The 26,351-nt window shown below is 70.6% G+C and carries 26 protein-coding genes and 1 pseudogene; 7 read left to right on the forward strand and 20 right to left on the reverse strand.

Going from position 1 to position 26,351, the window contains the following annotated elements; all coding sequences use genetic code 11:
* Nucleotides 1-1,323: a glutamate-1-semialdehyde 2,1-aminomutase gene (hemL, locus tag ABD108_RS04625; RefSeq protein WP_220656605.1), complete on the reverse strand. Its 1,323-nt coding sequence runs from the start codon at nt 1,321-1,323 to the stop codon at nt 1-3.
* 175 nt (nt 1,324-1,498) lie between these two features.
* Here hemL and ABD108_RS04630 point away from each other — a divergent pair, with 175 nt between their 5' ends.
* From ABD108_RS04630 to ABD108_RS04650, 5 genes are read left to right on the forward strand one after another with little or no spacing between them, the layout of a single operon-like run.
* On the forward strand, nt 1,499-2,968 hold the full coding sequence (locus ABD108_RS04630; RefSeq protein ID WP_343929554.1) for a WS/DGAT/MGAT family O-acyltransferase: 1,470 nt from the start codon (nt 1,499-1,501) through the stop codon (nt 2,966-2,968).
* A complete protein-coding gene (locus ABD108_RS04635; RefSeq protein ID WP_343929556.1) occupies nt 2,965-4,482 on the forward strand; it encodes a carboxylesterase/lipase family protein in 1,518 nt (505 codons plus the stop codon). Before ABD108_RS04630 ends, ABD108_RS04635 begins: the two co-directional genes overlap by 4 nt.
* 36 nt (nt 4,483-4,518) lie before the next feature.
* Nucleotides 4,519-6,030 carry a carboxylesterase/lipase family protein gene (locus ABD108_RS04640; RefSeq protein WP_343929558.1) on the forward strand — a complete coding sequence of 504 codons (1,512 nt, stop codon included), beginning with the start codon at nt 4,519-4,521 and terminating at the stop codon, nt 6,028-6,030.
* Nucleotides 6,031-6,088: 58 nt separating this feature from the next.
* Nucleotides 6,089-8,053 (forward strand): acyl-CoA dehydrogenase family protein, encoded by a 1,965-nt coding sequence (locus ABD108_RS04645; protein WP_220656609.1) that lies wholly within the window; start codon nt 6,089-6,091, stop codon nt 8,051-8,053.
* Nucleotides 8,054-8,072: 19 nt separating this feature from the next.
* The gene (locus ABD108_RS04650; RefSeq protein ID WP_343929560.1) at nt 8,073-8,696 is read left to right on the forward strand and encodes a hypothetical protein; all 624 of its coding nucleotides are present in this window, start codon (nt 8,073-8,075) and stop codon (nt 8,694-8,696) included.
* Here ABD108_RS04650 and ABD108_RS04655 read toward each other — a convergent pair.
* From ABD108_RS04655 to ABD108_RS04680, 6 genes are all read right to left on the reverse strand, one after another.
* Nucleotides 8,685-8,954, reverse strand: coding sequence for a DUF1266 domain-containing protein (locus tag ABD108_RS04655; protein WP_343929561.1), 270 nt, complete (start codon nt 8,952-8,954; stop codon nt 8,685-8,687). The genes ABD108_RS04650 and ABD108_RS04655 overlap by 12 nt on opposite strands.
* Nucleotides 8,915-9,496, reverse strand: coding sequence for a DUF1266 domain-containing protein (locus ABD108_RS04660; protein ID WP_343929563.1), 582 nt, complete (start codon nt 9,494-9,496; stop codon nt 8,915-8,917). Before ABD108_RS04660 ends, ABD108_RS04655 begins: the two co-directional genes overlap by 40 nt.
* A 27-nt stretch (nt 9,497-9,523) precedes the next feature.
* A complete protein-coding gene (locus ABD108_RS04665) occupies nt 9,524-10,213 on the reverse strand; it encodes a TetR/AcrR family transcriptional regulator (RefSeq protein ID WP_220656612.1) in 690 nt (229 codons plus the stop codon).
* A complete protein-coding gene (locus ABD108_RS04670; protein ID WP_343929565.1) occupies nt 10,214-12,424 on the reverse strand; it encodes an MMPL family transporter in 2,211 nt (736 codons plus the stop codon).
* 279 nt (nt 12,425-12,703) lie between these two features.
* Entirely contained in the window at nt 12,704-13,327 is a 624-nt protein-coding gene (locus ABD108_RS04675; protein WP_343929567.1) for a CYTH domain-containing protein, read from the reverse strand.
* Between the two features lie 42 nt (nt 13,328-13,369).
* Nucleotides 13,370-13,576, reverse strand: coding sequence for a heavy-metal-associated domain-containing protein (locus ABD108_RS04680; RefSeq protein ID WP_343929569.1), 207 nt, complete (start codon nt 13,574-13,576; stop codon nt 13,370-13,372).
* A 94-nt stretch (nt 13,577-13,670) separates the two neighbouring features.
* Here ABD108_RS04680 and ABD108_RS04685 point away from each other — a divergent pair, with 94 nt between their 5' ends.
* Nucleotides 13,671-14,150, forward strand: coding sequence for an NUDIX hydrolase (locus tag ABD108_RS04685; RefSeq protein ID WP_220656616.1), 480 nt, complete (start codon nt 13,671-13,673; stop codon nt 14,148-14,150).
* Between the two features lie 57 nt (nt 14,151-14,207).
* On the opposite strand, the gene ABD108_RS04690 is transcribed toward ABD108_RS04685, so the two are convergent.
* The 8 genes from ABD108_RS04690 to ABD108_RS04725 form a co-directional block, all read right to left on the reverse strand.
* Entirely contained in the window at nt 14,208-15,059 is an 852-nt protein-coding gene (locus ABD108_RS04690; RefSeq protein ID WP_220656617.1) for an endonuclease domain-containing protein, read from the reverse strand.
* 182 nt (nt 15,060-15,241) lie between these two features.
* Complete coding sequence (locus ABD108_RS04695; RefSeq protein ID WP_343929571.1) at nt 15,242-15,715, reverse strand: DUF3093 family protein; 474 nt, start codon at nt 15,713-15,715, stop codon at nt 15,242-15,244.
* Nucleotides 15,712-16,302: a hypothetical protein gene (locus tag ABD108_RS04700; RefSeq protein WP_220656619.1), complete on the reverse strand. Its 591-nt coding sequence runs from the start codon at nt 16,300-16,302 to the stop codon at nt 15,712-15,714. Before ABD108_RS04700 ends, ABD108_RS04695 begins: the two co-directional genes overlap by 4 nt.
* A complete protein-coding gene (hemB, locus tag ABD108_RS04705) occupies nt 16,299-17,291 on the reverse strand; it encodes a porphobilinogen synthase (RefSeq protein WP_343929573.1) in 993 nt (330 codons plus the stop codon). The genes ABD108_RS04700 and hemB overlap by 4 nt, the downstream gene beginning before the upstream one ends.
* A 47-nt stretch (nt 17,292-17,338) precedes the next feature.
* Complete coding sequence (locus ABD108_RS04710; RefSeq protein WP_305110174.1) at nt 17,339-19,045, reverse strand: bifunctional uroporphyrinogen-III C-methyltransferase/uroporphyrinogen-III synthase; 1,707 nt, start codon at nt 19,043-19,045, stop codon at nt 17,339-17,341.
* A 93-nt stretch (nt 19,046-19,138) separates the two neighbouring features.
* Nucleotides 19,139-20,083 carry a hydroxymethylbilane synthase gene (hemC, locus tag ABD108_RS04715; protein ID WP_305110175.1) on the reverse strand — a complete coding sequence of 315 codons (945 nt, stop codon included), beginning with the start codon at nt 20,081-20,083 and terminating at the stop codon, nt 19,139-19,141.
* The gene (locus ABD108_RS04720; RefSeq protein ID WP_220656621.1) at nt 20,076-21,413 is read right to left on the reverse strand and encodes a glutamyl-tRNA reductase; all 1,338 of its coding nucleotides are present in this window, start codon (nt 21,411-21,413) and stop codon (nt 20,076-20,078) included. The genes hemC and ABD108_RS04720 overlap by 8 nt, the downstream gene beginning before the upstream one ends.
* A gap of 139 nt (nt 21,414-21,552) precedes the next feature.
* On the reverse strand, nt 21,553-21,819 hold the full coding sequence (locus ABD108_RS04725; protein ID WP_220656622.1) for a glutaredoxin family protein: 267 nt from the start codon (nt 21,817-21,819) through the stop codon (nt 21,553-21,555).
* 76 nt (nt 21,820-21,895) lie between these two features.
* On the opposite strand from ABD108_RS04725, the gene ABD108_RS04730 reads away from it, so the two are divergent.
* On the forward strand, nt 21,896-22,783 hold the full coding sequence (locus ABD108_RS04730) for an HAD family hydrolase (protein WP_220656623.1): 888 nt from the start codon (nt 21,896-21,898) through the stop codon (nt 22,781-22,783).
* Nucleotides 22,784-22,960: 177 nt separating this feature from the next.
* On the opposite strand, the pseudogene ABD108_RS04735 reads toward ABD108_RS04730, so the two are convergent.
* The 5 genes and pseudogenes from ABD108_RS04735 to proC all read right to left on the reverse strand — a co-directional run.
* A pseudogene (locus tag ABD108_RS04735) lies at nt 22,961-23,527 on the reverse strand (lysophospholipid acyltransferase family protein); the annotation flags it as partial.
* A 145-nt stretch (nt 23,528-23,672) separates the two neighbouring features.
* On the reverse strand, nt 23,673-24,758 hold the full coding sequence (locus ABD108_RS04740) for an NAD-dependent epimerase/dehydratase family protein (RefSeq protein WP_220656625.1): 1,086 nt from the start codon (nt 24,756-24,758) through the stop codon (nt 23,673-23,675).
* A gap of 108 nt (nt 24,759-24,866) precedes the next feature.
* A complete protein-coding gene (locus ABD108_RS04745) occupies nt 24,867-24,968 on the reverse strand; it encodes a 30S ribosomal protein bS22 (protein WP_003402602.1) in 102 nt (33 codons plus the stop codon).
* A 187-nt stretch (nt 24,969-25,155) separates the two neighbouring features.
* Complete coding sequence (locus tag ABD108_RS04750; protein WP_220656626.1) at nt 25,156-25,398, reverse strand: helix-turn-helix domain-containing protein; 243 nt, start codon at nt 25,396-25,398, stop codon at nt 25,156-25,158.
* Between the two features lie 128 nt (nt 25,399-25,526).
* Nucleotides 25,527-26,342 carry a pyrroline-5-carboxylate reductase gene (gene proC, locus ABD108_RS04755; protein ID WP_220656627.1) on the reverse strand — a complete coding sequence of 272 codons (816 nt, stop codon included), beginning with the start codon at nt 26,340-26,342 and terminating at the stop codon, nt 25,527-25,529.
* Nucleotides 26,343-26,351: the final 9 nt, after the last annotated feature.

Genomic DNA, 26,351 nt, shown 5'->3' on the forward strand with positions numbered 1-26,351 from the left:
CTACCTCTGCGGCTGGGCGGCGGCGGCCGCGCGGGCGGCGGCGGGCAGGGCCGCCGCGATGGTCTCGAAATCGGTGTCGGTGAGGGCGGCGGAGACGAACCAGGCCTCGAAGGCGCTGGGCGGCGGGTACACGCCCTGCGCCAGCAGGGAGTGGAAGAAGGGCGCGAAGCGGAAGGTCTCCGCGGCCTTGGCCTGGTCGTAGTTCGTGACGGGGCCGTCGGCGAAGAACACCGAGACCAGGTTGCCCGCGTACTGCACGTGGTGGCGCACGCCCTCGGCGGTGAGCGCATCGCCGAGCAGGCCGCCCAGGCGCTGCGAGTTGGCGTCGAGCGTGGCGTACACGTCGTCGGTGGCGTGACGGAGGGTGGCGAGTCCGGCGGCCACGGCGACGGGGTTCCCGGAGAGGGTTCCGGCCTGGTAGACGGGGCCGAGCGGCGCGAGGTGGTTCATCACGTGCTCGCTGCCGCCGAAGGCCGCGGCGGGCAGACCGCCGGACATGACCTTGCCGAAGGTGAACAGGTCGGCGTCCACGGGGTCGAGGCCGTACCAGCCCGCGCGGCTCACGCGGAAGCCCGTCATGACCTCGTCGAGGATGAGCAGCGCACCGTCGGCGCGGGTGATCTCGCGCAGGCCGATGTTGAAGCCGGGCACCGGCGGCACGGCGCCCATGTTGCCGGCGGCGGCCTCGGTGATCACGGCCGCGATCTCGCCGGGGTACTTCGCGAAGGCCTCGCGCACGGCGTCGAGGTCGTTGTAGGGCAGCACCAGGGTGTCGGCGGCCTGCGCGCCGGTCACGCCGGGGCTCGTCGGCAGGCCCAGCGTGGCGACGCCGGAGCCGGCGTCGGCGAGCAGGGCGTCCACGTGGCCGTGGTAGCAGCCGGAGAACTTGATGATCTTGCTGCGGCCGGTGACGCCGCGGGCCAGGCGCACCGCGCTCATGGTGGCCTCGGTGCCGGAGTTCACCAGGCGCACGCGCTCGACGGGGGCCACCCGGGCGATGAGCTCCTCGGCCAGCGCGACCTCGGCCTCGGTGGGGGCGCCGAAGCTCAGGCCGGACGTGGCCGCGCGCTGCACGGCCTCGACGACGGCGGGGTGGGCGTGGCCCAGGATCATCGGTCCCCAGCTGGCGACGAGGTCCACGTAGCGGTTGCCGTCGGCGTCGACGAGGGTCGATCCGGACGCGGAGGCGATGAACCGCGGGGTGCCGCCGACCGCGGAGAACGCGCGCACCGGAGAGTTCACGCCCCCGGGGATCGAACGTGCGGCGCGCGCGAAGAGCGCGGCGCTGGCCGGGACCGCTTCGGGGGTATGGGGAGAACTCACGACCTCCAGTGTCCCAAACCGAAGCAAGTCGTCAACTACAGGGTGTAGGAGAACGCCCGATTGCGACCGACCTGCGCCATCCGGACGGGGAACCGCAATCGGTTCGGCACCGCCGAAGCCGCCACTATGCTGGAACAGGTTCCATCGGGGGAACCTGCGAGTGAGGGGAGTCTCGATGGAGCGCCTGAGCGGGTTGGACGCGTCCTTCCTGTACCTGGAGTCCAGGTCACAGCTCATGCACGTCTCGGGGATCCTCGAGCTCGACCCGAGCACGGTGGACGGCGGGTACCGGTTCGAGGACCTGCGTTCGGAGCTGGCCCGGCGGATCACCGCGATGCCCGCCTTCCGTCGGCGGCTGCACGATTCGATGATGAACGTCGATCACCCGGTGTGGATCGAGGACGAGAACTTCGACATCGAGGCGCACGTGCACCGCGTGGCCGTGCCGGCGCCGGGTGGCCGCGAGGAACTGGCGGAGCTGTGTGCGCACATCGCCGGCCTCCCCCTGGACCGCAGCAAGCCGCTGTGGGAGATGTGGGTGATGGAGGGCCTGGCCGGCACTGAATCGGACCCGCTCGCTCCGCTCCCGGCGTCCGGCGGCCGGATCGCCATCATGTTGCGCATGCACCATGCGGGCGTCGACGGGGTCACGGGCGCGGGCCTGATGGCGCAGCTGTGCTCGCTGACCCCCGAGCCGCCCCCACTGGACCCGGAGATGGTGGGCCGCTCCACCGGCGGCGCCCCGCTGCTCGAACTCGCCACCTCCGGTGCGAAGAACGTGCTGATGCGGCCGCTATCGCTGGTCTCGCTGCTCCCCCGCACGCTGCCGGTGCCGGTGAAGTGGTTCACCCGGGCCCGCCGCGGCGAGGCGATGCCGGCGCCGTTCAGCGCGCCCCGCACGTCGCTCAACAGCGCGATCACCGGGCACCGGTCGATCGCCTTCACCCAGGTCCCGCTCGACGATGTGAAGCGGATCAAGGAGCACTTCGGCACCAAGGTCAACGACGTGGTGCTCTCGGCCTGTTCGGGCGCCCTGCGGCGGTTCCTGCACGACCGGGGCGAGCTGCCGGAGCAGCCGCTGGTGGCGATGATCCCGGTGTCCGTGCACGAGGCGGAGATCGGCGCCACCCTCACCGAGGGCACCAACAAGGTGACGGGCATGTTCACCCGGCTCACCACCGATGTCGACGATCCGGTCGGGCGGCTGCAGGCGATCCGCGACCGGGTGGCCACGTCGAAGGAGCATCACGGCGAACTCGACGACAACCTGCTGCGTTCGTGGGCCCAGTTCGCCCCGCCGACGATCATGCGGGTGGGCGCGAAGCTGTACGGCGAGAACAACCTGCCCGATCTGCACCCGGCGATCTACAACCTGGTGATCTCCAATGTGCCGGGCCCCGATTTCCCGCTGTACTTCCTGGGTGCGCGGATCCAGGCGATGTACCCGCTGGGCCCGGTCTTCCACGGGGCAGGCCTGAACATCACCGTCTTCTCGCAGGAGGGCACACTGAACGTGGGCGTGATCGCCTGCAAGAAGCAGGTGCCCGACCCGTGGCCGATCGTGCGCGCCTTCGAGGAGGACATCGCGGCGCTCGTGGCGGCCGCCGGCGGTTCCGCGTCCCCGACCGACGGAGACTCCGCATGACCAGCGCCGCCACCGACGATCCCACCCGCGCCGAGGCCGACGGCCCGCAGGTCCGCATCGACGCGGGCGCCCTGCGCGGCCTCGATCTGGGCGCCGTGCACACCTACCGCGGCATCCCCTACGCGCAGCCGCCGGTGGGTCCGCTGCGCTACCGCGCCCCGCAGCCGGTGCAGCCCTGGGACGGCGTGCGCGCGGCCACCGAGTTCTCCGCGGCGGCGCCGCAGAACAAGAAGTACACGCTGATCGGTTTCCGCGAGTACCAGCCGACCGACGAGGACTGCCTGACCCTCAACGTGGTCACGCCCGCGCGGCCCACCACCACGCCTCGCCCGGTGATGGTCTTCATCCACGGCGGCGCGTACCTGATGGGCAGTTCGGCGACGCCGCTGTACTACGGCAACTCCCTGGTCACGCGGGGCGACGTGGTCTTCGTCTCGATCAATTACCGGCTGGGCTCGCTGGGCTACCTGGACCTCACCGACTTCTCCACCGATGAGCGTCCGATCGACGGGAATCTGGGCCTGCGCGATCAGGTGGCCGCGCTGGAATGGGTGCGCCGCAACATCTCCGAGTTCGGCGGCGATCCGGACAACGTGACCGTTTTCGGCGAGAGCGCGGGCGGCAACGCCGTCACCACGCTGCTCGCGACGCCCGCCGCGCACGGGCTGTTCCACCGGGCGATCGCGCAGAGTTCCGCGCCGGGGCTCACGGTGGACGCGGCCCTCGCCCGCGGCCGCGGTCAGCAGTTCGTCGAATTACTGGGCGGCGCGGAGAATCTCGACTCCGCCTCGACGGAGGAGCTGGGCCGGGCCGGCAATCGGCTGATGGCCGCGTTGAACCAGGAACAGCTCGGCGTGGTGCCCTTCGGTCCCACGGTCGACGGTGACTACCTCCCGGAGGATCCGGAGGCGGCGATCGCGGCCGGACGGGGCGCGCAGGTCCCGCTCATCATCGGCACCAATCGCACCGAGGCCACGCTGTTCACGAAGATGCCGGGGATGGGCAAGCCGTCCGCGGACCGGGTGGCGCACACGCTCGGCGTGGACCAGGCCACGGCGGACGAGCTGGCGAAGTCCTATCCCGGCTACCCGGGCGTGAACGCGCTGAACCGGATGATCGGCGATTACATGTTCTGGGCACCCTCGGTACGGATCGGCCAGGCGCATTCGAAGCATCAGCCCACCTACTTCTACCGGTACGACTTCGCCCCGAAGATGCTGGACCTGTTGGGCTACGGCGCCACTCACGCCACGGAGCTGATGGCGGTGTTCGGCGTGTACCACGGGATCACCGGCTGGGTGATGGGTGCGCTGGGCGACCGGCGGGTGGCGATGCGGGTCTCCGACGGGATGCAGCGGGACTGGATCACCTTCGCGCGCACCGGCCGTCCGGCCGGCGAGTGGCCCACGTACAACGGCACCTCGCGCGCCACGCTGGTGATCGACGACCGCAGCCGGGTCGAATACGACCCGGCTCCGGAGGTGCGGCGGGCGTGGGAGAAGTTCCACGCGTAGAACCGGGCCGAGCCGATCGCGGGCATAATCGGCGGCGTGAACACCGTGGTGGAGACCGAGTCGGGTGCCGTTCGCGGTGTGCTGCGCGGCGGGGTGCTGTCGTGGCGGGGCATCCCCTTCGCGGCGCCGCCGGTGGGTGCCCTGCGCTGGCGGGCGCCGCGCCCCGCACCGTCGTGGTCCGGGGTGCGCGAGGCCGACGACTTCCGCAATGCGGCCATCCAACATCCGAAGCAGACGCCGGTGGGCCTGCGCGAGTTCCAACCGGTGGACGAGGACTGCCTGACGCTGAACGTGGTGACCCCGGCGGCTCCGGCGGCCGCACCGCGCCCGGTGATGGTCTTCATCCATGGCGGCGCGTACCTCATGGGAAGCTCGGGAACTCCTCTGTACCTGGGGAATTCACTCGTCGAACGCGGCGATACCGTCTTCGTGTCGATCAACTACCGGCTGGCCGCGCTCGGCTGCCTGGACCTCACCGAGTTCTCCACCGCCGAGCGGCCGATCGACGGCAACCTGGCGCTGCGCGATCAGGTGGCGGCACTGCAGTGGGTGCAGCGCACCATCGCGGCCTTCGGCGGCGACCCCGGCAATGTCACCGTCTTCGGCGAAAGCGCGGGCGCCAACGCCGTCACCACGCTGCTCGCGACACCCGCCGCGCACGGACTGTTCCACCGCGCGATCGCGCAGAGTTCCGCGCCGCTGCTCACCGTGGACCGCGAGCTCGCGCGGTCGCGGGGCCGCGCCTTCGTCGACCTGCTGGGCGGCCCGTCCCGGCTCGGCACGGATGCGACCACCCTCTCGCGTACCGCACACCGGCTGGTGCGTGAGTCGGAACGGCAGCAGCCCGGTGTGGTGCCCTTCGGGCCGGTGATCGACGGTGACTACCTCCCCGAGGATCCGCTCGCCGCGATCGCGGCGGGTCGCGGCGCCCGCGTGCCGCTCATCATCGGCACGAACCGCGACGAGGGCACGATGTTCACGCGCAGTGGGGATCTCGCGAAGCCGGACGAGGAGACGATGGCGCGGGCCATCGAGTCGACGGTCGAACAACTGCGGGCCGTGGGCGCCGCCTACGCGGGTTTCCCCGGCCGCGCCGCCTGGCGGCGACTGTTCGGCGATCAGATCTTCTGGGCACCGTCGGTGCCGATCGCGCAGGCGCACAGCCGGTTCGCGCCCACCTTCATGTACCGCTACGACTACGTGCCCACCGCGATGCGCCTGGCCCGCCTGGGCGCCACCCACGCGACCGAGCTGCTGGCGGTGTTCGGCGCCTACAGCGGCCGGGCCGGAGTGCTCGCCCTGGGCGATCGAGCCACCGCCCGCCGGATCGAGACGCAGGTGCAGGACCACTGGCTGAGTTTCGCGCGATCGGGCCGCCCGGGCGCGGCCTGGCCCGCGTACGACGCCGCCGCCCGCCGCACGATGGTCTTCGCCCCGACGTCCCGGATCGAGGACGACCCCGACGGTGCGCGGCGCCGCGCCTGGGAGGCCTCGGGGCTGCGCGGCACCACGGTGCCCGCGCAGGACCGCCTCGATCCCGCGGAGTGACCGGTCTCGCCCGACGACGACCTCGCCAGGCCGGTTACCGGCCGGTAGTGTCGGAAACATGACGAATCCGGCACCGTCTCCCGAACTGACCGCAGCGCTGCGCGCGATCCTCGACGGCCGGTGGGCCGAGACGAGGGACGTGGTCCGGCGACAGATCCAGGACCAGGGCGTGGTCCCCCGCGCGGGCCTGAGCCTGGACGAGTACCGCGAACTGGTGCTCGGACAGATGAAAGAAATGGTGCCGCTGGGCTTCCCGGCCGACGGTTTCCGCCCCGAACACGGCGGTACCGGCGATGTGGGCGCCGCGGTCACCGCGATCGAGACGCTGGGCTACGGCGATCTGTCGCTCATGGTCAAGGCGGGCGTGCAGTGGGGCCTGTTCGGCGGCGCCGTGGAGAACCTGGGCACCCAGTACCACCACGACAAGTACGTGCGCGGGCTGATCGACCTGGACGTCCTCGGCTGTTTCGCCATGACGGAGACGGGGCACGGCTCGAACGTGCAGGAGCTGGAGACCACCGCCACCTACCTGCCCGAGACCGGCGAGTTCGAGATCCACTCCCCCACCTCCAGCGCCCGCAAGGACTATATCGGCGGCGCGGGCAAGCACGCCCGGTACGCCTCCGTGTTCGCACAGCTGATCACGGGCGGTCCGGGCGAGGAGCCGGTGGGCCGCGGCGTGCACTGCTTCGTGGTGCCGATCCGCGACGAGAACGGCGAGGACCTGCCCGGCGTCACCACCTCCGACTGCGGCTACAAGGGCGGCCTGCCGGGCGTGGACAACGGCCGCATCGTCTTCGATCGCGTCCGGATCCCGCGCGCCGATCTGCTGAACCGCTACGCGGACGTCGCTGAGGACGGAACCTATTCCAGCCCCATCGAATCCGATAACCGCCGGTTCTTCACGATGCTCGGAACGCTGATCCGCGGCCGGGTCACGGTGGGTGCGGCGGCGGGTGCCGCCGGCCGCCTGGGCATCACGCTGGCCACCAAGTACGCGCTGGTGCGGCGCCAGTTCGACGCGCCGGGCGGCGAGGGCGAGCTGCTGCTGCTCGACTACCGCACCCATCAGCGCCGCCTGCTGCCGCTGGTGGCGCGGGCCTACGCCTTCGCGTTGGCGCAGAACGAGCTGACCGCCGAGCTGCACGAGTTGCAGACCGCCGATCCCGCGACGATCGACCCGGATTACAGCCGCGAGATCGAGGGCAAGGCCGCCGGGATCAAGGCCGGGCACACGCGCCTGGCCTCGGACGCCATCAGCGCGGCCCGCGAGGCCTGCGGCGGCGCCGGCTACATGTCGGAGAACCGGCTTCCCCTGCTGCGCGGCGATATCGACGTCTTCACCACCTTCGAGGGCGACAACCTGGTGCTCACCCAGCTGGTGGCCAAGGAGCAGCTCACCGCGTACGCCGCGGATGTCCAGGGCCTCGACGCCGTGGGCTGGGTGCGTTTCGTCGCCGAGATGGCCCGCGATGTGGTGCTGGAGAAGACCGCCGCGCGCCAGGTGGTGCAAACGCTGCTCGACGATTCGAACGAGGACACCGAGGAGAGCGACCTCACGCACCCGGGCACCCAGTTGCGCCTGCTGCGCAACCGGGAGAACCACCTGCTGCGCACCGCCGCCGACCGGATGCGCCGCGCGAAGGACCCCGACGAGGACCCGCTCGAGGTGTTCACCGAGACCCAGGACCACCTGATCAAGGTGGGCGAGGCGCACATCGAGCGGATCGTGCTGGAGACCTTCGTGGACGTGATCACCGATGTGACCGACCGCGAGACCCGCGATGCGCTCAAGCTGATGCGCAACCTGTACGTGTACTCGCTGCTGGAGCGCGATCTGGGCTGGTACCTGATGCACCGCCAGGTCTCGGTGGAGCGGGCCAAGGCCATCCGCCGCGGCGTCAACGAGCTGTGCGGCAAGGCGCGTCCGATCGCGGAGTCGCTCGTGGACGCCTTCGGCATCCCCGCCGTGGCGCTGGACGTGCCGATGCTCAACCCGGCCAACAGCGTCGCTGCGCCCTGACCGGCACTATCCTGTCGGTATGACCGAGCCCGAGGTGCCCGCGCGGCCGAGCTACGGCCCGGCCACGCGGGACCGTCCGGACATCAAGGCGGCCTTCCACTGGTTCCGGCAGATGCCGGAGCTGCCCGACGGTGACCGTCGGCTGCTCGCGGTGATCGGCGAGGACGAGCTGGTGCTCGGCGCGTTCGACATCTGGCTGGAGGCCGATGCGGGCTGGCACACGCTGATCGTCACCGACCGGCGGCTGCTGCGCGCCGTCGGCAAGCCGGAGCCCGCGGTGTACGAGATGCCGCTGGGCACGGTGATCGGGGTCTCGAAGCAGGAGACCAAGGACGATCTGGTGCGGGTGAAGATCGTCGATCGCACCGGCCACTACTCGGTGTGGGTGCGCTCGGACGTCTGGTACTACCGCTTCCTGGACATGCTCTGGTGGGCGCGCAGCAGGCTGCCGCTCTCCCCCGCCCCGTCGCCGGAACCGGTGCGCGGCAGCGAGATCGAGGGACAGTTCGAGGCCTACACCGCGCTGCGCGCGCAGATCGACGCGGGCACGGTGCCGGAGTCCGAGATGGGCGCGCGGATGGCCGCCGTCTTCGGTGTGGCCGCCGCCGATCCGCCGGCGGAGCCCGGCTGGTCAGGGATGTAGCGACACCCTGCGCCACGGGCTCGACGGTGCCTCGAACAGGTCGTGGATCACCCGGGAGAGCCGCTTCTCCTCCGGTTCGACCTCGGCGATATCGCCGAGCGCCAGCCAGTAGGCGCGGCCGGCCAGGATCCCGTCGGAGAACATCTCCCAGTCGTGGTACTCGTCCTGCGCCCGGCGCAGCGCGGCGGACAGCAGCTCCCAGCCCTCGTCCTCGGCGATCATCCCCACGGTGACGGCCGAGCGGACCACGATCGGCACGCGGGGGCCAGGTCCCAGGACCGGATGTGCCGCGGCAGGTACTTATCGGCGGTGAGGTGCGTGACCAGGTTCATCGCGAACAGCCGGTACACGGCCTCGTAGGCGGTGAGCAGCGATCCGGGGGTGCGCCCGAGGACCGTCTCGCGCACCGCGAGGAAGCGGCGGTGGTCGTCGCGGGAGTGCGGCGCCGGGAGCTGTCGCCCGTCGCGCACGGCGGCGCCGGCCTTCTCGGCGAGCGGGAAGACCTCCTCGTACTCGGCGGTGTGCATCCCGTCCAGCAGCCGGGCGACGGTGCGCCGCAGGTCGACCGCGCTGGTGATCCCCCAGGAGTCCGACAGCGCCGCCGCGGCGCATCCGGTGGGGTCGCTCGGGTGGTGCAGGCAGTCGCGGCGGATGCTGTCGACGTAGTGCGCATCGCGGTCGACGTAGGCGCCGAGGGCGAGTGCACGCAGCCGGTCGTCGGCGATCGGTTCGCCGATCCAGCGGTACTCGGCGCGTTTGTCGGTGCTCGGCCACAGGCTCACCGCGGGACGCTCGGTCATGGACTCAGGGTAGCGATCCAGGTGGCGCTATCGCTCGTCGATGTGGGCGCGCAGGGCGCGCACGGTCGCGAGCGCATCGGCGCCGGCGGGCAGCTCGTCCAGGCCGGTGGTGAGCGCGATGCCGAGGCAGGCGCCGCCGATCAGCCGGTCGGCGTACTCGATCGGGTCGCCCCAGGGCAGGAAGGGTTTGGCCACGAGGAGCGAGGCCACGCCGTGCACGATCGTGAGCATCTGCAGTGCGATGGGTCGCGGATCGCCGGGCGGGTAGTAGCCCTCGTCCTGCAGCCGGCGCACGGTGTCCTCGAGATGGCTGAACGCGGCGGCGTTGAGCACGGTGTCCACGTCGGAGGCGGAGTCCGAGGGTGTCATCGCCGCGAGCCGGTACAGCTCGGGCGTGGCGAGCGCGAACCGCACGAAGGCGAGGCCCTGGGCGCGGGCGGCGTCGAGCGGCGTCGCGGCATCCGCCTCGGCGGCGGTCATCTCCTCGTCGAGTTGCCCGAGGTACCGGGCGACCACGGCGGTGAGCAGCGCCTCTTTATCGGCGTAGTGCAGATAGATGGACGGTGGAGTCACGCCCACGCGGTTCGCGACCGCGCGGATGGACACCGCCTCGGCGTTGCCCGTCTCGATCAGCAGATCCGTTGCGGCGTCGAGGATATCGGTGCCCAGACGCTCACCGTCACCGCGCTTGGAACGCCGTCGCTTCTCCGCCGTCATCTAGGACTCCCGCAAGCCGATTCGATCGTGCAGGCGCCGCAGCGGCGCCGGTGCCCACCAGTTCCACGTTCCCGCCACTCTCATGAACGCGGGTACCAGAAGCATGCGGATGATGGTGGCGTCCAACAGTACCGCGATCATCATGCCCACGCCGAACATCTTCATGAAGGAGACACCGGCGAAGCCGATGGCCGCGAAGACGATCGCCATGAGCAGCGCCGCGGCGGTCACCACCCGCCCCGTGCGCGCGATCCCCATGGCGACGGCCTCGTCGTTGGCGTCCCGGTCCTGGACCGGCGAGTGGTCCCAGAACTCCTTGATCCGCGAGAGCAGGAAGACCTCGTAGTCCATGGACAGGCCGAAGGCGATGCAGAACATGAGCACCGGCATGTTGGCGATGATCGCCCCGGTCACGGTGGTGCCGAGACCACCGATCCAGCCCCACTGGAAGATCGCCACGAGCGCGCCGAACACGGCGGCCAGCGAGATCACGTTCATCACCAGCGCCTTGAGCGGCAGGATCACGCTGCCGGTGAGCAGGAACAGCAGGATGAACGTGGTCGCGGCGATCACCAACAGCACCGTGGGCAGCGTGTCCAGGATGGACTGCACCGAGTCGCGATTGAGCTGGGCGGAGCCGCCGAACGAGGCTTCGGTGGGCGCCGGGACCTCGTGCAGCCGGTCGAGCTGGTCGGATGCGTCCGCGGACAGCGGGTCCAGCGTGGACGACACCGTGAACAGGGTGGTGCCGTTCGCGGCGCGGGCGGTGGGGTCACCGTCGGCCACGCGATCGCCGCGCAGGTACGTGCCGGTCGGCGCGACGACGGCGCCGGTGGCCTCGACCCGCGAGAGCCGGGTGGCGTAGTCGGAGACGGCACCGTCGTCCACGGGGCTGGTGAGCACCACCGTGACCTGGCCGGCCGCGTCCTCGGCGAAGTCCGAGCGGATGGTGTCGCCCACCTGGTGCGAGGACGCCGATGTCGGCAGCACCCGATCGTCGGGGAATCCGAAATGGATGCTGAGGAAGGGGGTTCCGAGGAGGACGAGGAGTGCGGTGAGGGCCACGCCGACGGGGATGGCCCGGCTCAGCACGAGGCGGGTGATCCGGTAGAAGAGGCTGGCCTGCGGATCCGGTTCGGTGCGGGTGCGGCCGATCCGCAGGGCGTCCACGCGGTCGCCGAGCACGGTGAGGATCGCGGGCGTGAGGATCAGCGTCGCCAGTGCCGCGAAGAGCACCACCGCCACACCGGCGTAGGCGAAGGACCGCAGGAAGTACATCGGGAAGATCGCCATCGCGGCCAGCGAGAGACCCACGATCACGGCGGAGAAGATCACGGTGCGTCCCGCGGTGTTCATGGTGCGGCGCAGGGCTTGCGCGCGCAGGGTGTCCGGATCGTCGCCGCGCAGCCGTCCGGCGATCACCTCCTCGCGGTAGCGGCTGAGCACGAGCAGCGTGTAGTCGATGGCCAGCGCGAGACCCATGGCGGTGGTGAGGTTCAGCGCGAAGATCGAGACATCGGTGAAATCGGTGAAGGCGCGCAGGATTCCGGTGGTGGCGATGATCGCGGCGATGCCGATCAGCACCGGGATCGCGGCGGCGATGAGGCCGCCGAACACCCAGACCAGCACGAGGAAGGTGATCGGGATGGCCACGGCCTCCGCGATCAGCAGGTCGCGCGAGGACTGCTCGTTGATCTGGTTGTAGCTGTAGCCCTGGCCGCCCGCGGTGACGGTCACCGAATCCGGCGGGGCAGGAAGCGAATCGACGATCTCCTTCGAGTTCTTCGGCGCCTTCGATTCACCGCCGGCGATGGAGGCCACGATCAGGGCGGTGCGCTTGTCCTCGCTGAGCAGCATGGGGGTGGGTGTGGAGAATCCGTCGACCACGCTCTCCACCCGGTCGTCGCTCCGGAGCGTGTCGATCACCGCGCGGGCGTGCGCGGTGGCGGGCCCGGCGGCGGCACCGTCGGTGAGGGTCTGGCCCTCGGGAACGGCGACGGCGAGCACCAGGGGCAGTCCGCCGCGATGGAAGTCGCCGCTCATCCGGTCGTAGGTCCGCATGGCCTCGGCCTGCGGGTCGACGTAGCCGCCGGCCTGCAGCCGATCGGCCACGCCCGCGCCCGCGAGTCCGAGGCCCGCGAGGATGACGATGGCCAGGACGAGCACGAGGCGGGCCCGGCGGGCGACGAACCGCGTGACGGCGTCGATCATGGGTCGGCTCCTTCGACGAACCAGGTGTGTTATCGCCATTAAGTTAACGTCGATAAGTCTAGGCCGTCAACCGCCCGACATCGGGAATGAGAGGCAGTTCACACCGGGCGGGCTAGCACGGTCACTGTTTCATCACAACTCGGCTTCCCATCTACAGGAGCCGCAGTTGATATGCGATGGTTCAACCGGGCAAACTCCTCGCACCCCGCGCGGTACGCGGAAGGAGCCCGGTGACCCGCTTGCTGGAATGGGGTGAGCGGTTCACCGGGTACGACGCCCTCAGACCCCGCCGAGCCGGTTCTCGCCGAGCGAATGCATGAATCGGGGCCCCAGCAGCGCGAGTTCGCGGCGGTAGGGCTCCGCCCAGTCGCCGAACGGGACGTGGGCGAGGTACTCGTTGCGGAACCGGTCGTCCTCCGACACCTCGGTCACGCAGAAGTCCGGGATGGCGAGATCGGTCACGGGGCCGCCGCGCTCCACCTCGGCCATCACCAGCGGCGCATTGGCGCCGAGGAAATCGTCGACGATCCAACCGTCCTCGCCGAGCCACATGGAATAGCGGACCTTGGCGACCACGTGCTCGGCGCGGCGCACGATCTGACCGGCCACCATCGGATCCAGCTCGCGCTCGGCCTCGTACCGGGTGCCGGCCACGGCGGGCCCCTTCGCGGCCATCGTCCCGGTGGTCACCGCGCCCAGCGCGTCGACCAGCACGCCCGGATCGTCGGTCAGTTCCACCGGCGCGGGTCCCTGCACTCGCACGCGCACGGCGTAGCCGTCGGCGGCGAAGAGGTAGGCCTGCACGATCAGCGTGGGAGAGGGGTCGAGCGCAGCGGCCTCGGGGACCTCGGACACGAAGAACTTGCGCTCGAACTCGAAGTCCCCGAAACCCTGCTCAGACATGTCTCAACCGTAAAGGGTGCGGCGGCGGTTTCCGTGCACCGCTCAGACCAGCGTGTAGCCGGCCTCCGTGACGGCCGCCTCCACCTGGTCGCGGGTCAGCTCCGCCTCGCTGGCGACGGTGACGGCGCCGGTCTCGACGTTCACGTCGACGCCCGTGACGCCGCCGATCTCCGAGATCTCCTCGCGCACCGAGGACGCGCAGTGCCCGCAGGTCATGCCGGTCACGGTGTAGGTGGTCTCGACTGCCATGGTTGTCTCCTTCGTCGGCCGCGAACCTCCATCGTCGCGCGCTCCACCCTCGACGGTATACCCCCTAGGGGTATCTAGCAACTAGGCTGGGGCCATGCCCATCCCCGAGTACGTCCGCAGCATCCGCACCAAGATCGGCACCGACCTGCTCTGGCTCCCCGGCGTCGCGGCCGTGGTGGTCAACGAGGCCGGCGAAGTCCTGCTGGGCCGCCGCGCCGATACCGGCGAGTGGGCGTCGATCGCCGGCATCCTCGAACCCGGCGAGCAGCCCGCCGAGGCCATCGTGCGGGAGATCCGCGAGGAGGCCGGGGTGGAGGCCGAGGTCCTCGACCTGCTGTCGGTGCGCACCGACGAGCCGGTCACCTATCCCAACGGCGATGTGGCGCAGTACCTCACGCTGCTGTACCTGTGCCGCTACCGCTCCGGCGAGGCGCACGTCGCCGACGACGAGTCGCTGGAGATCGCCTGGTTCTCCCCCGAGGCGCTGCCGCCGATGTCCGTCCGGCAGACCGAGCGCATCCGCCGCGGCCTCTCCGCCCTGCGCGGCGACACTCACCCCACCTGGCAGCCCTGACCTCACGAATTCGGGTTCTGAAGCCGCACGCAGCCACATCTGCCGCCGTCGCCCCGCTCAGCCCGAATTCGTGAAGCGAGTCCGGCCCCGGTGCCTCCCCGTGCGCACGATCGCGGTGATCTCCGCGAACACCGCGTCCCAATCGAACATCACATCGGCGTAGTCGATCCGCAGCACGCGGTAGTCGCCCAGGGTCGCTGCCCGGTCCCGGCGATTGTCCGCCCGGCGCTGCTCGTCGTTGTGGTGGGCCCGGCTGTCGCACTCGATGATCAGCTTGTCGCCGACCAGCAGGTCGACCCGCCCCACGTGAGCGATCTGCACCTGAGTCCGCACGCCCATGTGCGCGCGTCGCAGCCGGAACCGCACGATGGACTCGGTGCCGGATCCCGCCATCGGATCGAGCGCATCCAGAAGCGCGGACACCCGGCGTGGGGCACCGTCGAAACACTGCCGCAGATCACCGATCGAGTAGGGCCGGGGCATCCTGAGCGTGGAGTCGAGGACGGCGACCAGGTAGTCCGGCGCAAGACAGTTCGCGGCGCACTGCAGCGCAAGGGGCAACGGGTCGACCGCCCGAACGGGAGTGGCGAGCGGACGGTGCGCGCGGCACGGCGCCCCGCGAGCGACCCGATGCGCCGGCCACCGCAGATGCACACGCCGATCGGGTGGCACCCACACCGGCGTGAAGGCCAGCGCCGAGACACACGTCACCGTCGCGAACGCACGAACAGCGGCGACCACCTGCGGGCGAGCAGTCGATGTCGCGTACCACCCGGGACGGATCACGGTGAAAGCTCCGGCATGGCGCAGCCTGCTGATCTCGACCGGATCGGCCCCGAGTCCGAGCAGCCGCCGGCGGGAGATGACGCCGCCATCCGCGTGCCGGGCGATCAGATCGAGAGTGTCCATGCCCCGATCGTGCCGCCCGCTCCTCCGCGTACCTCGTCCCTGGAACTCCGCTGTGGAGAGAAGGCGGTTTCATACCCATCGCTGTGGACGGGCACCGCTCACGATGTCGTGTTCTACGAGGTCACACACCCGTATTCGGCCGCGTCATCGAGCTGAAGCCGAATTCGTGAAGCGCCGGAACGCTATCGCGTGAGCAGCGGTTCGAGCGCCGCCCGCAGGGCGTAATCGTTGCGCGCCCAGGCCTGCACGGTGGACCCGTCGGTCAGCTTCAGGCCCACGCCGTAGCGGCGCCGCGGGACCGCCGCCAGTTTGCCCATGGTGCGGGCCGAGCTCCAGGCCGGGAAGTCCTCCGGCGTGGCCTTCTTGGGGTGATCGGGCGTCTTCCCGGGAAGGATCTCGGCGATCTCCGCGACCGGGATCGTCTCGTCGCCGCAGCGCAGTTCCTCCGCGGTCAGGGCGACGCTGATGTGGGTGCGCCCCGCCGTCACCTGCAGCCAGACGAACAGCTGGGCCAGCGCGCCCAGCAGCAGCCACATCCACCAGTCACCCCAGCGGCCGATGAGCATGCCCTGCGTCAGGATCATCGCGACGGTGAAGACGGGCGCGATGAACAGCCACACGCGGGACAGTCCGCGCTCGGAGTACAGCTCGCTCACGCGGCGGTCCCGGGCTTGAAGTAGGCCAGCGCCTCCCGGGAGTTGCCTGCGATCACCGCGCCCACCACGGCGACGGCGGCCAGGATCGACGGCACCGCCACCGTCGCCTGATCGGTCTGGAAGGCCCAGATCCCCAGCATCACCACGAATCCCGCGACCAGCTGGAGCGCCACCCGCGTCCAGGACTGGCCGAGCCAGTTCAGGTACACCAGGACCGCCACGCCGATCGCGACCAGCGCGGTGATCACCAGCGCCATGACGAACAGCGTGGTGTCGAACTTCTCGAAGGTCTCCAGCCCCGGCGACTTGTCCAGGTTGAAGCCCTCGGTCTTGCGGGCCTCGTCGTAGGCCCGGCGCAGTTCGGTGGAGCCGCGCACGGAGAAGGCCTCGGCGACGCGGGCCACCACGGAGGCGATGATCACGAAGATCCACAGCTGCACCGACAGCGTCACATCGTCGGGCCGCGGGCCGCGCTCGGGCTTCGGCGCGGGCGGCGGACCGGGCCAGCTCGGCGGCTGCGGGCCGGGACCGGGCCACACCGGGCCGGGCCAGCCGCCCTGCTGCGGACCCTGCTGCGGCCCCGTCACCACTGACCCCGCGCGATCCGCTGGGCCGCCTCGACGGCCCAGTAGCTGAGCACGATGTCGGCGCCGGCGCGGCGGATCGACAGCAGCGACTCGCGGACCGCGGCGTCACGGTCGATCCAGCCGTTCTGCGCGGCCGCGGTGATCATCGCGTACTCGCCCGAGATCTGGTAGGCGGCAACGGGAACGGGCGAAGCGGCGGCCACATCGGAGAGCACGTCCAGGTAGCTCATGGCGGGCTTGACCATCACCAGGTCGGCGCCCTCCGCCAGGTCGAGTTCCAACTCGCGCAGCGATTCCCGGCGGTTCGCGGCGTCCTGCTGATAGGTGCGGCGATCGCCCTCCAGCGACGAGCCGACGGCCTCGCGGAACGGGCCGTAGAACGCGGAGGCGTACTTCGCGGTGTACGCGAACAGCGAGACGTCCTCGTGCCCGGCGGCATCGAGCGATTCGCGGAGCACGCCGATCTGGCCGTCCATCATCCCCGACGGTCCGAGCGTGTGGGCGCCGGCCTCGGCCTGCGCGACCCCCATCAGGGCGTACCGCTCCAGCGTGGCGTCGTTGTCCACCCGGCCCCGCTCATCGAGCACGCCGCAGTGGCCGTGATCGGTGAACTCGTCCAGGCAGGTGTCGGCCATCAGCACCGTCGCATCGCCCAGGTCCTCGCGGAGCACCCGCAGCGCCCGGTTGAGCACACCGTCGGGATCCCAGGAGGCGCTGCCCTCGGCGTCCTTATCGGCATCGTCGGGCACACCGAACAGCATCAGCCCGCCCACACCGGCGCGGACGGCCTCCTCGGCCGCGGCGCGCAGCGAATCCGTGGTGTGCTGGAGCACGCCCGGCATCGACGAGATCGGCACCGCGGCGTCGATCCCGTCCCGGACGAACATCGGCAACACCAGCTGCCGGGGCTCCAGCGAGACCTCGGCGACCAACCTGCGGACGGCGGGCGTGGTGCGCAGCCGTCGCGGCCGCACCTGCGGGAAACTCATGCCACCAGCCTACGTTCGGCGCGGGAAGCGGAGTGCGCGGGCCGCAGCTAGGACCGCGAGCGACGCGGCTTCTTGCGCGGCGGGGGCAGCGTGCCCTCGGCGCGGAGCCGGGAGGCGTGCGCGGCCAGGGCCTCGACGAGGTCCTCCACCGACGCGGTCTCCGGCTGCACGTCCACGCGCAGGCCGAACTCGATCGCGGTCTCGGCCGTCTTCGGGCCGATGCACGCCACGATGGTGCGCGAGTGGGGCTTGCCCGCGATGCCCACCAGGTTGCGCACCGTGGAGCTCGAGGTGAAGCAGACCGCGTCGAAATCGCCGGTCTTGATCATCTCGCGGGTCGAGGCCGGGGGCGGCGCGGCGCGCACCGTGCGGTACGCGGTCACATCGTCGATCTCCCAGCCGCGGTCGCGCAGGCCCTCGGCGAGGGTTTCGGTGGCGATATCGGCGCGCGGCAACAGCACCCGGTTGACCGGGTCGAAGACGTCGTCGAAGGGCGGGAAGACCTCGAGCATGCCGAGGCTCGACTGCTCGCCCGTGGGCAGCAGCTCGGGCTCGATGCCGAAGGCGCGCACCTTGGCGGCGGTCTGCTCGCCCACGCAGGCGATCTTCACACCGGAGAAGGCGCGGGCGTCCAGGCCGAACTCGATGAACTTCTCCCACACGGCGCGCACGGCGTTCGTGGAGGTGAAGACCACCCACTGGTAGCGGCCGTCGACGAGGCCCTTCACGGCCCGCTCCATCTGGGCGGGGCTGCGCGGGGGCTCGACCGCGATGGTCGGGACCTCCATCGGGATGGCGCCGTGACCGCGCAGGCGGTTCGACATGTCGGCGGCCTGATCCTTGGTGCGGGGCACCAGCACGGTCCAGCCGTACAGGGCGCGCGACTCCCACCAGGAGAGCTTGTTGCGGGTTCCGACGACCTTGCCCACGGTGACCACCAGCGCGCCCGGCAGGCCGGCGGCGACCTCGTTGAGCGTGGCCAGGGTGGCGTCCAGGGTCTTCTGCTTGCAGGTCGAGCCCTGGGTGGTGACCGCGACCGGGGTCTGCGGGGCCAGGCCGTTCTCCACCAGCGCGGAGGCGGCGTCGGCGAGGTGCTCGGCGGTCGCGCCCAGCACCAGGGGCGACGGGGCCGCGGCGAGCGCCGCCCAGTCCACCTCACCGCGCACATCGGCGACGGTGTGCGCCGACCCCAGCGCCATACCGGCGTAGGCGGGCACGGCGGTGGCGGTCGACAGGCCCGGGATCACCTCGAAGGCGATCTGGGTGCGGGCCACGGCGTGGATCTCGGCGAGCACGGCGTCCGAGGACATCGGATCGCCGGCCACCAGCCGCACCACGTCCTGGCCGTGCCGGGCCTGCGTGAGCAGGGTCTTGGCGACCTCGGCCGGCTCGCCCAGCGCGGGCGCGACGGTGGCGGGGTTGCGGAAGGCAGGCTCGGCCTTGCGGCCCTTCGCGGTATCGGCGTCGGCGGCGTCACCGTCGGCCTCGACGGGCTCGACCGGCAGCTCCACGCCCACCAGTTCCAGCACGGCGGCCGGAACGTCGGGGTCCGTGTAGACGGTGCGCGCCTGCGCGATAGTCTGCTGTGCACGCAGGGTGAGCAGTCCGGGGTCGCCCGGGCCGGAACCCACGAAGGTGATGCGTCCCGGCGCGGCGGCCTTACCCCGCGCGGGCTTGCTCGCCTTCGCGGCGGCGGGGCGGCTGGACACCGTGTCGGCGTCGGCTGCCTTCGCGGACTGTGCAGTGCGGCTCATGTATCGGCTCCCAGTAGTCCTGTTAGCGGTGCGTGCGCGCGGCCGTGACCTAAGACCGCGTGCGCGCTGCGGGCAGGGCGCTCGTTCGAGGTGCTACGCGAGCAGGTCGCGTGCGCCCAGGTCGAGCAGCTCCCGTGCCAGCGCGATGCCCAGCGCGCCGGCGTCGCCCACCGGACCGACAGCGGAGGCTCGGACCGAATCGGAGCCGTCTGCCGCGAGCGCGATGCCGCGCAGTGACAGCTCCTCGAAGATCCGACCGTCGTCGTCGAGGGACTCGACGACTTCCGCGATCGCACCGACGGGCGCGGTGCAGCCGGCTTCCAGTTCGGCGAGCAGGGCTCGTTCGGCGGTGACCGCCGCGCGAGTCCAGTGATCGTCGAGCTCCGAGAGCACGGACTGCAGCTTCGCATCGCCTCGGCGGCACTCCACGGCGAGCGCGCCCTGGGCGGGCGCCGGAAGCATCTGCACCGGGTCGAGCGCCTCCGTCACCTCGTTATGGCGACCGATTCGCTTGAGTCCGGCGAGTGCGACCACGATCGCGTCGAGTTCGCCATCCGCGACTTTGCGTAACCGAGAATCAAGATTGCCTCGTAGGGGGCGGATTTCCAAACCCAGACCCAGTGCTGTAAGCTGCGTCGCCCGGCGTGGGCTGGAGGTGCCGATCACGGCGCCCGCGGGCAGCTCACCGAGGACCATGCCGTCGCGGGCCACGAGGGCGTCGCGGGAGTCCTCACGGGGTGGCACGGCGGCCAGCACGAGCCGATCGTCGGGGGCCGTCGGCAGGTCCTTGTAGGAGTGCACGGCCACGTCGACCTCGTCGTTCGCCAGCGCATCGCGCAGCGCGGAGGTGAAGACGCCGACGCCGATCTTCTCCACGGGGTCGGAGCTGAGGTCGCCCGGCGTGGTCACGATGACCAGCTCGGCGGGGTGCCCGGCGGCGATCAGGGCGTCGCGCACGGTACCGGCCTGCGTGGTGGCCAGCAGCGAGCCACGCGTACCGATGCGGAGCGGGTTCGGCAGGGTGTCGGAGTCAGACACTTCGCTCGTCGGATCCTTCGGTTGCGGAGACGGCGCCCGTGGCGCCCGGCTTGAGTTCGAACAGCTCGCGCAGCGCCTCGGCGTACGAGTCGCCGCCCGGGGTGGCGGCGAGCTGCTTCACGCGCACCGTGGGGGCGTGCAGGAGCTTGTCGACGACGCGGCGCACCGTCTGCGCCACCTCGTCACGGTCGGTTCCCTCGAGGCCCGGCAGACGCGAATCCAGGCGCAGCAGTTCGGCTTCCACCACCTCGGCCGCGCGGCGACGCAGCGCCGTGACGGTGGGGGTCACCTCGGCCGAGCGTTGCGCCGAGAGGTACTCGGCCAGCTCGTCGAGGACGATCCGGCGCGCCTTCTCGGCGTCCTCCTCGGCGGCCTGGGTATCGGGCTCGCGGGAGAGCGCGTCGATGTCGATCACGGTGACGCCGGGCAGCCCGGCCACGGCGGGATCCACATCGCGGGGCAGGCCCAGATCGCACACCACGAGATCGGTGTCGACGGTGCGCTGCGCCAGCGCGGAGTGCACGTCCGCGAGGCTCACGACGCTGCCGACGGCGCCGGTGCACGCGATCAGCACGTCGGCGTCGGCGAGGGCCACCACGAGGTCGTCCATGGCCACGCCGCGGGCGGCGGCGACGCCACCGTCGAGGGCGGCCTGGGCGAGGCGGTCGGCCTTGTCCTGCGTGCGGTTGGCGACGGTGACGTCGGCGGCTCCCGCGCGGGCCAGGTGCGCCACGGCGAGGCCGCCCATCGCCCCGGCGCCCACGACGAGGGCGCGGCCGATGTCGGCGCCCTGCGGGGCGAGCACGGCGCGAGCGCGGTCCAGGGCCACGGAGACCACCGAGGCGCCGGCCTTGTCGATGCCGGTGTCGGTGTGCACCCGCTTGCCCACGTGCAGGGCCCGCTGGGCCAGGTCGTGGATGACGCGGCCGGCCACCTGATGCTCGTCGGAGGCTGCATAGGCGCCGCGGATCTGGCCGAGGATCTGCTGCTCCCCCACGACCATCGAGTCGAGGCCGCTGGCCACCGAGAACAGGTGCTGCACGGCCGCCTCGGAGTACCGGACGAAGGCGTGCTTGCTCAGATCGTTGATGGTGAGCCCGGAGCGCTGCGAGAGGACGTCGGAGACGGCCTCGAGCGCGGGGTGGAAGGCCTCGACGACGGCGTAGATCTCCACGCGGTTGCAGGTGGTGACCACCATGACCTCGTCGATGTGGGGCGACTCCATGAGCTGCGCCAGCACCTTGGGGCGATCGGTCTCGGTGATAGCCAATCGCTCAAGGACCGACACCGGCGCGCTGCGGTGCGACGCGCCGAACAGCAGAACCGACACCCTGACTGCTCCTTCGCAGAACTCACGCGGGAACTACAGAACGTAGTTTGTCCCGTTACCTGCACGGTACCCCCGATCGGCCGCTGAGGGAAAACGCGCGCAGGCTTACCTATCCCCCACGCCCGGTGTTAACGGGCGTTCACGCCGCGAGATCGGCGCGCAGCCGCGCCGCGTCGACCTCCCAGTAGCTGTGCTGCTCACCGTCGAGCAGCACCACCGGCAGCATGTCGCCGTATTCGGCGCGCAGCTCGTTGTTACCGGGGGCGTCGACGTCCACCTGCAGGTATTCGACGGTGCGCTGATCGCGCGCGAGCTCCGCGAGGAGCTCGGTGAGCTCCTCGTGGGCGCGGGCGCACATGCCGCAGCCCTCGCGGGTGAGCAGGGTGACGGTGGGAAACGCTGCCATGTGTCGAGTGTCCCACCCGGCGCTCGGCGCGCGCCGCTAAGGTTGAGAGACATCAGTCGCGAGTGGGAGGTGGCCAGTGTCAGACCAGGCCAGCGCCGAAGAGATTCGGCAGAGCGAGGCGGGCGAGGCGAGTGCCGACGCCGCCCATTCCCTGCTGCTCGAGAAGGAGGGCCGCGAAGAGGGGGCGGTTCCACCCGATCTCACCGCGGCGGCGTTCTTCGACGTGGACAACACCATGGTCCAGGGCGCGTCCATCGTGCACTTCGCTCGCGGCCTCGCGGCACGCAACTACTTCAGCTACTCCGATCTGGCGTCGGCGATCTGGGCGCAGGCCAAGTTCCGGCTCACCGGCAAGGAGAACAGCGACGACGTGGCCGCCGGCCGCGAGAAGGCGCTGTCCTTCATCGCCGGCCGGTCCACCGAGGAGCTCAAGGCCGTCGGTGAGGAGATCTACGACGAGATCATCGCCGACAAGATCTGGCCCGGCACTCGCGCGCTGGCGCAGATGCACCTCGATGCCGGCCAGCAGGTGTGGCTGGTGACGGCCACCCCGGTGGAGCTGGCGCAGACCATCGCCGACCGGCTGGGGCTCACCGGCGCGCTCGGCACCGTCGCCGAATCGCAGGACGGGGTGTTCACCGGCAAGCTCGTGGGCGACATCCTGCACGGCCTGGGCAAGGCGCACGCCGTCCGGTCGCTGGCGATCCGGGAGGGCCTGAACCTCAAGCGCTGCACCGCCTACAGCGATTCCCACAACGACGTGCCGATGCTCTCGCTGTGCGGCACGGCCGTGGCCATCAACCCCGATTCGGATCTGCGTGAGGTGGCGCGGGTGCGGGGCTGGGAGATCCGCGACTACCGCACCGGCCGCAAGGCCGCGAAGATCGGCGTTCCCACCGCCCTCGGTGTCGGTGTGGCCGTCGGCGGCGCCGCCGCGCTGATCAAGCACTTCAGCGACAACTGATTCCGCCCCGCCGAGGGGTGTGGCCGTTCTCGCGCGTTATGCAGGTTCTGCATACCCGCCCGGTCCTGCCGTCGAAACTGCAATTCGGTACGCCGAGGGCTGCTGTCGCGGATATTTCCGCAGTCTCGACGGTGCACCTGCCGTTGAATCTGCTCCTCTCCGGGAGCAGCCGCGGGATCAGAAGTCCTGGAAGATGTTCTTCCGGCGGGCGAGGATGCGGTACAGCGACTGCTGGATGGTCTCGCGCACGTTGTCGGTGAGCTCGAAGACCACCATCGGATCGTCGGCATCCGCCTCGGCGTAGGTGTCTGTGGGGATGGGCTCGCCGAACTCGATGTGCCACTTGGACGGCAGCGGCACCATGCCCAGCGGGCCGAGCCACGGGAACAGCGGCGTGATCGGCGCGTAGGGCAGGCCCAGCAGCCGGGCGATCGGCTTCACATCGGCCAGCATCGGGTAGGTCTCCTCGGCGCCCACGATGGACACCGGGATGATCGGGACCTGCGCCTTGATCGCAGCGGTCACGAAGCCGCCGCGGCCGAACCGCTGCAGCTTGTACCGGTCCCGGTACAGCTTGCCGATGCCCTTGAAACCCTCGGGCCACACGGCCACCAGTTCGCCCTGGGTGAGCAGGGATTCGGCGTCGGCGTTGCAGGCGACGGTGGCGCCCAGCTTGCGCGCCACCTCACCGATCACCGGGTACTCGAAGGCCAGATCGGCGGCCAGCAGCCGCAGGTGCCGGTCGTCGGGCCGGTCCGCCGGTGAGCGACGACGGGTGCCGCTGCTGCGCCCGCTCGCGGCCGGCGCGCTGGGTGTCGATGGACACGGGCAACTGCAGCACCTTCGCGTGCTGTGAGCCTGAAGCGTTCGTCATCTGCTTCCCTACCGCCTAGCCGTGCCGTACTCGTGCATCGATGCCGGCGAACCGCCGGGCCAGTGAGGCCACCCGCTGTTCCACCGCCAGGATCGAGTCCACCCCGATTGTAGGTTCTATCGGCCCGTGGCGCGTGATGTCTTCCATTGCCTGCCGGGTGGTGAAGCGCGGAGTGAAGCCGAGTTCGTCGCGCATCCGCGCGGTGTCGAAGGCGTTCCCGTAGGTCAGGAAGTCCAACTGCACCCGGTTGTCGTTGGCGCCGCCGCGGCCGCGGATGGCGGAGACGGTGGGCCCGAAGGTCGATCGCAGCACCGGGATCGGCACTCGCCCGGCCAGCCGGATGGCCTGCGACATCGAGATGGCACCGTCGCCGGCGATGTTGAACGTGCCGGGACGGCCGGCCACCACGGCGTGCTCCAGGGCGCCGAGGGCGTCGTCCTGGTGCAGCAGTTGGAGCCGGGCGTCGCGGCCCAGGATCGAGGGCACCATGGGCCGCTCGAACAGCGAGCGCAGCAGCGTCTCGATGTTCGGCCCCAGGATGGGTGCCATGCGCAGGATCGTGAGGTCCAGATCGGAACGGCGGCGGGCCATGCTGCGGGCGTAGGCCTCGGCGTCCAGCAGATCGCGCGGGTGCCCGTTGGCGGCCATCCCGCTCACCAGGTCCTCGGTGAGCAGCGCGGCGTTGCGCGGCCGCGAGCCGTAGACCTGCGTGGACGACCGCATGACCACCCGTTTGACGGTCTCGGACTTCTGGCAGGCGGCGAACACCCGCATCGACCCGAAGACGATCGCGTCCTTGGTGGAGGCCGACGGGAAGTGGTTGTCGATCACCGAGGTGGCGCCGTGCACCACCGTGTCCACCTCGTTGGTGGCCATGATCTTGCCGAAGATGTGGCTGCGGTAGTCGACGCGGATGAACTCGGCGGGTTCCATCCGGCGGTGCATCGCCTTGGTGGGCGGCACGGCGTCCACACCGATCACGCGCTCGATGTCCGGACGCTGGGCGAGCCGGCGCACCAAATACCCACCGAGGAACGTGGACGCGCCCGTCACCATGACGACACGCGGCCCCGTGGGTCCTGCGGTGGCCGAATCACTCATTACTGAAGGGTAACCGGAACACGAAAGAACCCGCCCGGTACCGGACGGGTTCTTTCGAGATTGTGACGCGGAGGCCGTGGAACAGTCGATCCCAAGCCGCCGTGGCGCTTATTTGCCGAGTTTCCTACGCTGCACGCGGGTGCGGCGGAGCAGCTTGCGGTGCTTCTTCTTCGACATGCGCTTGCGGCGCTTCTTGATCACTGAACCCATGGGTTCCTCACGTCTCTCTATCGATGTGACTGAAGTTTTCTTCGGCGCGGCGGGCGGACGGACACGCCCGCGTTACACGCAACAGGCTTCCACTCTACCCGTAGCCTCGACGCACGCGAAATCCACCCGGGACTCGGGCGTCGATCCGCCCGCGAGGCCACCGCACGGGCTCAGGGCCCGCGACGGGCTATCCGGCGTCGAAGAACGAGGTCTGAAGGTAATCGTGCACGGCCTTCTCGTGCACGCGGAACGAGCGGCCGACGCGGACCGCCGGGAGCTCACCGTTGTGCACCAGGCGGTACACCGTCATCTTCGAGACCCGCATCAAGGTGGCCACTTCGGCCACCGTCAGGAACGAGGAACCGGCAGCAGCGGGCTGAGCCGTTGCGCCGATCTCGGCGGGCTTGCTGTTCTTGTTTGCAGACGCCATGTAATCCCTAACCTCCGGCACATGTCGCGCCGCCGGCTTCCCCTCCGGCGGACCTGACACGCACGTGCTTCGAGCAGCTTAGCGGTACCAATGGGAATAATGCGACGGGAGTGAGCTAACCGAAGCTTCTAGGAGAGCTTCCCGAGCTCCGCCGAACGCTCCGCACAGGCCCTCGTCGCATCGTAAAACGCAGGTCGGAGGCCATTTTTCTCCAGAGTCCGGATCGCGGCGGCCGTTGTACCCCCCGGAGAGGTCACCGCCGCCCGAAGCTCGACCGGCGACGTAGAAGTCTCAACCATTAGTGCACCTGCGCCCGCGATCGTCTGTGTCGCGAGGATGGTGGCCTGGTCTCGGGTGAGGCCCAGATCCACCCCCGCGTCGATCATCGCCTCGGCCACGAGGAAGACGTACGCGGGTCCGGACCCGGACAGTGCGGTGAGCGCGTCCAGCTTCGATTCGGGCAGCACGAGGGTCTGGCCCACGGCCTCCATGACGCCGCGCACGAGGGCCACGTCGGCCTCCGTGGCGTCCCGTCCGCCGGAGATCCCGCTCATCGACCGTCCGACGAGCATCGCCGTGTTCGGCATCACCCGCACCACCGGCGTGCCCGGGGGCAGCGCCGCCTCGTAGGCGGCGGTCGGCACCCCGGCCGCCACCGACGCCACCACCGCGCCGGGAGCCAGCGCACCCTTCACCTCGGGCAGGACCGCCGCCACCACGTCGGGCTTCACGGCGATCACCACGAGGCCGGCACCGTCGACCGCATCGGCGATCCCGGTCACCGTCCGCACCCCGTAGCGCTCGGTCAGTTCGGCGCCGCGCCCGGCGTGCGGTTCCGCCACCACCAGGCGGCCGGGCTCGTGGCCCGCGGCCACCAGGCCGCCGAGCAGGGCCTCGCCGATCCGGCCGCCGCCGATCAGCGCGATCGTCACGTTCTCCGTCATGTCCTTCTC

The sequence above is a fragment of the Tsukamurella strandjordii genome, from assembly GCF_039525985.1.
Lineage (GTDB): Bacteria > Actinomycetota > Actinomycetes > Mycobacteriales > Mycobacteriaceae > Tsukamurella > Tsukamurella strandjordii.

Coding starts and splice junctions, on each gene's coding strand:
- ABD108_RS04630 (WP_343929554.1), top strand. CDS start 1,499: ATGGAGCGCCTGAGCGGGTTGGACGCGTCCTTCCTGTACCTGGAGTCC.
- ABD108_RS04635 (WP_343929556.1), top strand. CDS start 2,965: ATGACCAGCGCCGCCACCGACGATCCCACCCGCGCCGAGGCCGACGGC.
- ABD108_RS04645 (WP_220656609.1), top strand. CDS start 6,089: ATGACGAATCCGGCACCGTCTCCCGAACTGACCGCAGCGCTGCGCGCG.
- ABD108_RS04650 (WP_343929560.1), top strand. CDS start 8,073: ATGACCGAGCCCGAGGTGCCCGCGCGGCCGAGCTACGGCCCGGCCACG.
- ABD108_RS04660 (WP_343929563.1), bottom strand. CDS start 9,496: ATGACCGAGCGTCCCGCGGTGAGCCTGTGGCCGAGCACCGACAAACGC.
- ABD108_RS04665 (WP_220656612.1), bottom strand. CDS start 10,213: ATGACGGCGGAGAAGCGACGGCGTTCCAAGCGCGGTGACGGTGAGCGT.
- ABD108_RS04670 (WP_343929565.1), bottom strand. CDS start 12,424: ATGATCGACGCCGTCACGCGGTTCGTCGCCCGCCGGGCCCGCCTCGTG.
- ABD108_RS04675 (WP_343929567.1), bottom strand. CDS start 13,327: ATGTCTGAGCAGGGTTTCGGGGACTTCGAGTTCGAGCGCAAGTTCTTC.
- ABD108_RS04680 (WP_343929569.1), bottom strand. CDS start 13,576: ATGGCAGTCGAGACCACCTACACCGTGACCGGCATGACCTGCGGGCAC.
- ABD108_RS04685 (WP_220656616.1), top strand. CDS start 13,671: ATGCCCATCCCCGAGTACGTCCGCAGCATCCGCACCAAGATCGGCACC.
- ABD108_RS04690 (WP_220656617.1), bottom strand. CDS start 15,059: ATGGACACTCTCGATCTGATCGCCCGGCACGCGGATGGCGGCGTCATC.
- hemB (WP_343929573.1), bottom strand. CDS start 17,291: ATGAGTTTCCCGCAGGTGCGGCCGCGACGGCTGCGCACCACGCCCGCC.
- ABD108_RS04710 (WP_305110174.1), bottom strand. CDS start 19,045: ATGAGCCGCACTGCACAGTCCGCGAAGGCAGCCGACGCCGACACGGTG.
- ABD108_RS04725 (WP_220656622.1), bottom strand. CDS start 21,819: ATGGCAGCGTTTCCCACCGTCACCCTGCTCACCCGCGAGGGCTGCGGC.
- ABD108_RS04740 (WP_220656625.1), bottom strand. CDS start 24,758: ATGAGTGATTCGGCCACCGCAGGACCCACGGGGCCGCGTGTCGTCATG.
- ABD108_RS04745 (WP_003402602.1), bottom strand. CDS start 24,968: ATGGGTTCAGTGATCAAGAAGCGCCGCAAGCGCATGTCGAAGAAGAAG.
- ABD108_RS04750 (WP_220656626.1), bottom strand. CDS start 25,398: ATGGCGTCTGCAAACAAGAACAGCAAGCCCGCCGAGATCGGCGCAACG.
- proC (WP_220656627.1), bottom strand. CDS start 26,342: ATGACGGAGAACGTGACGATCGCGCTGATCGGCGGCGGCCGGATCGGC.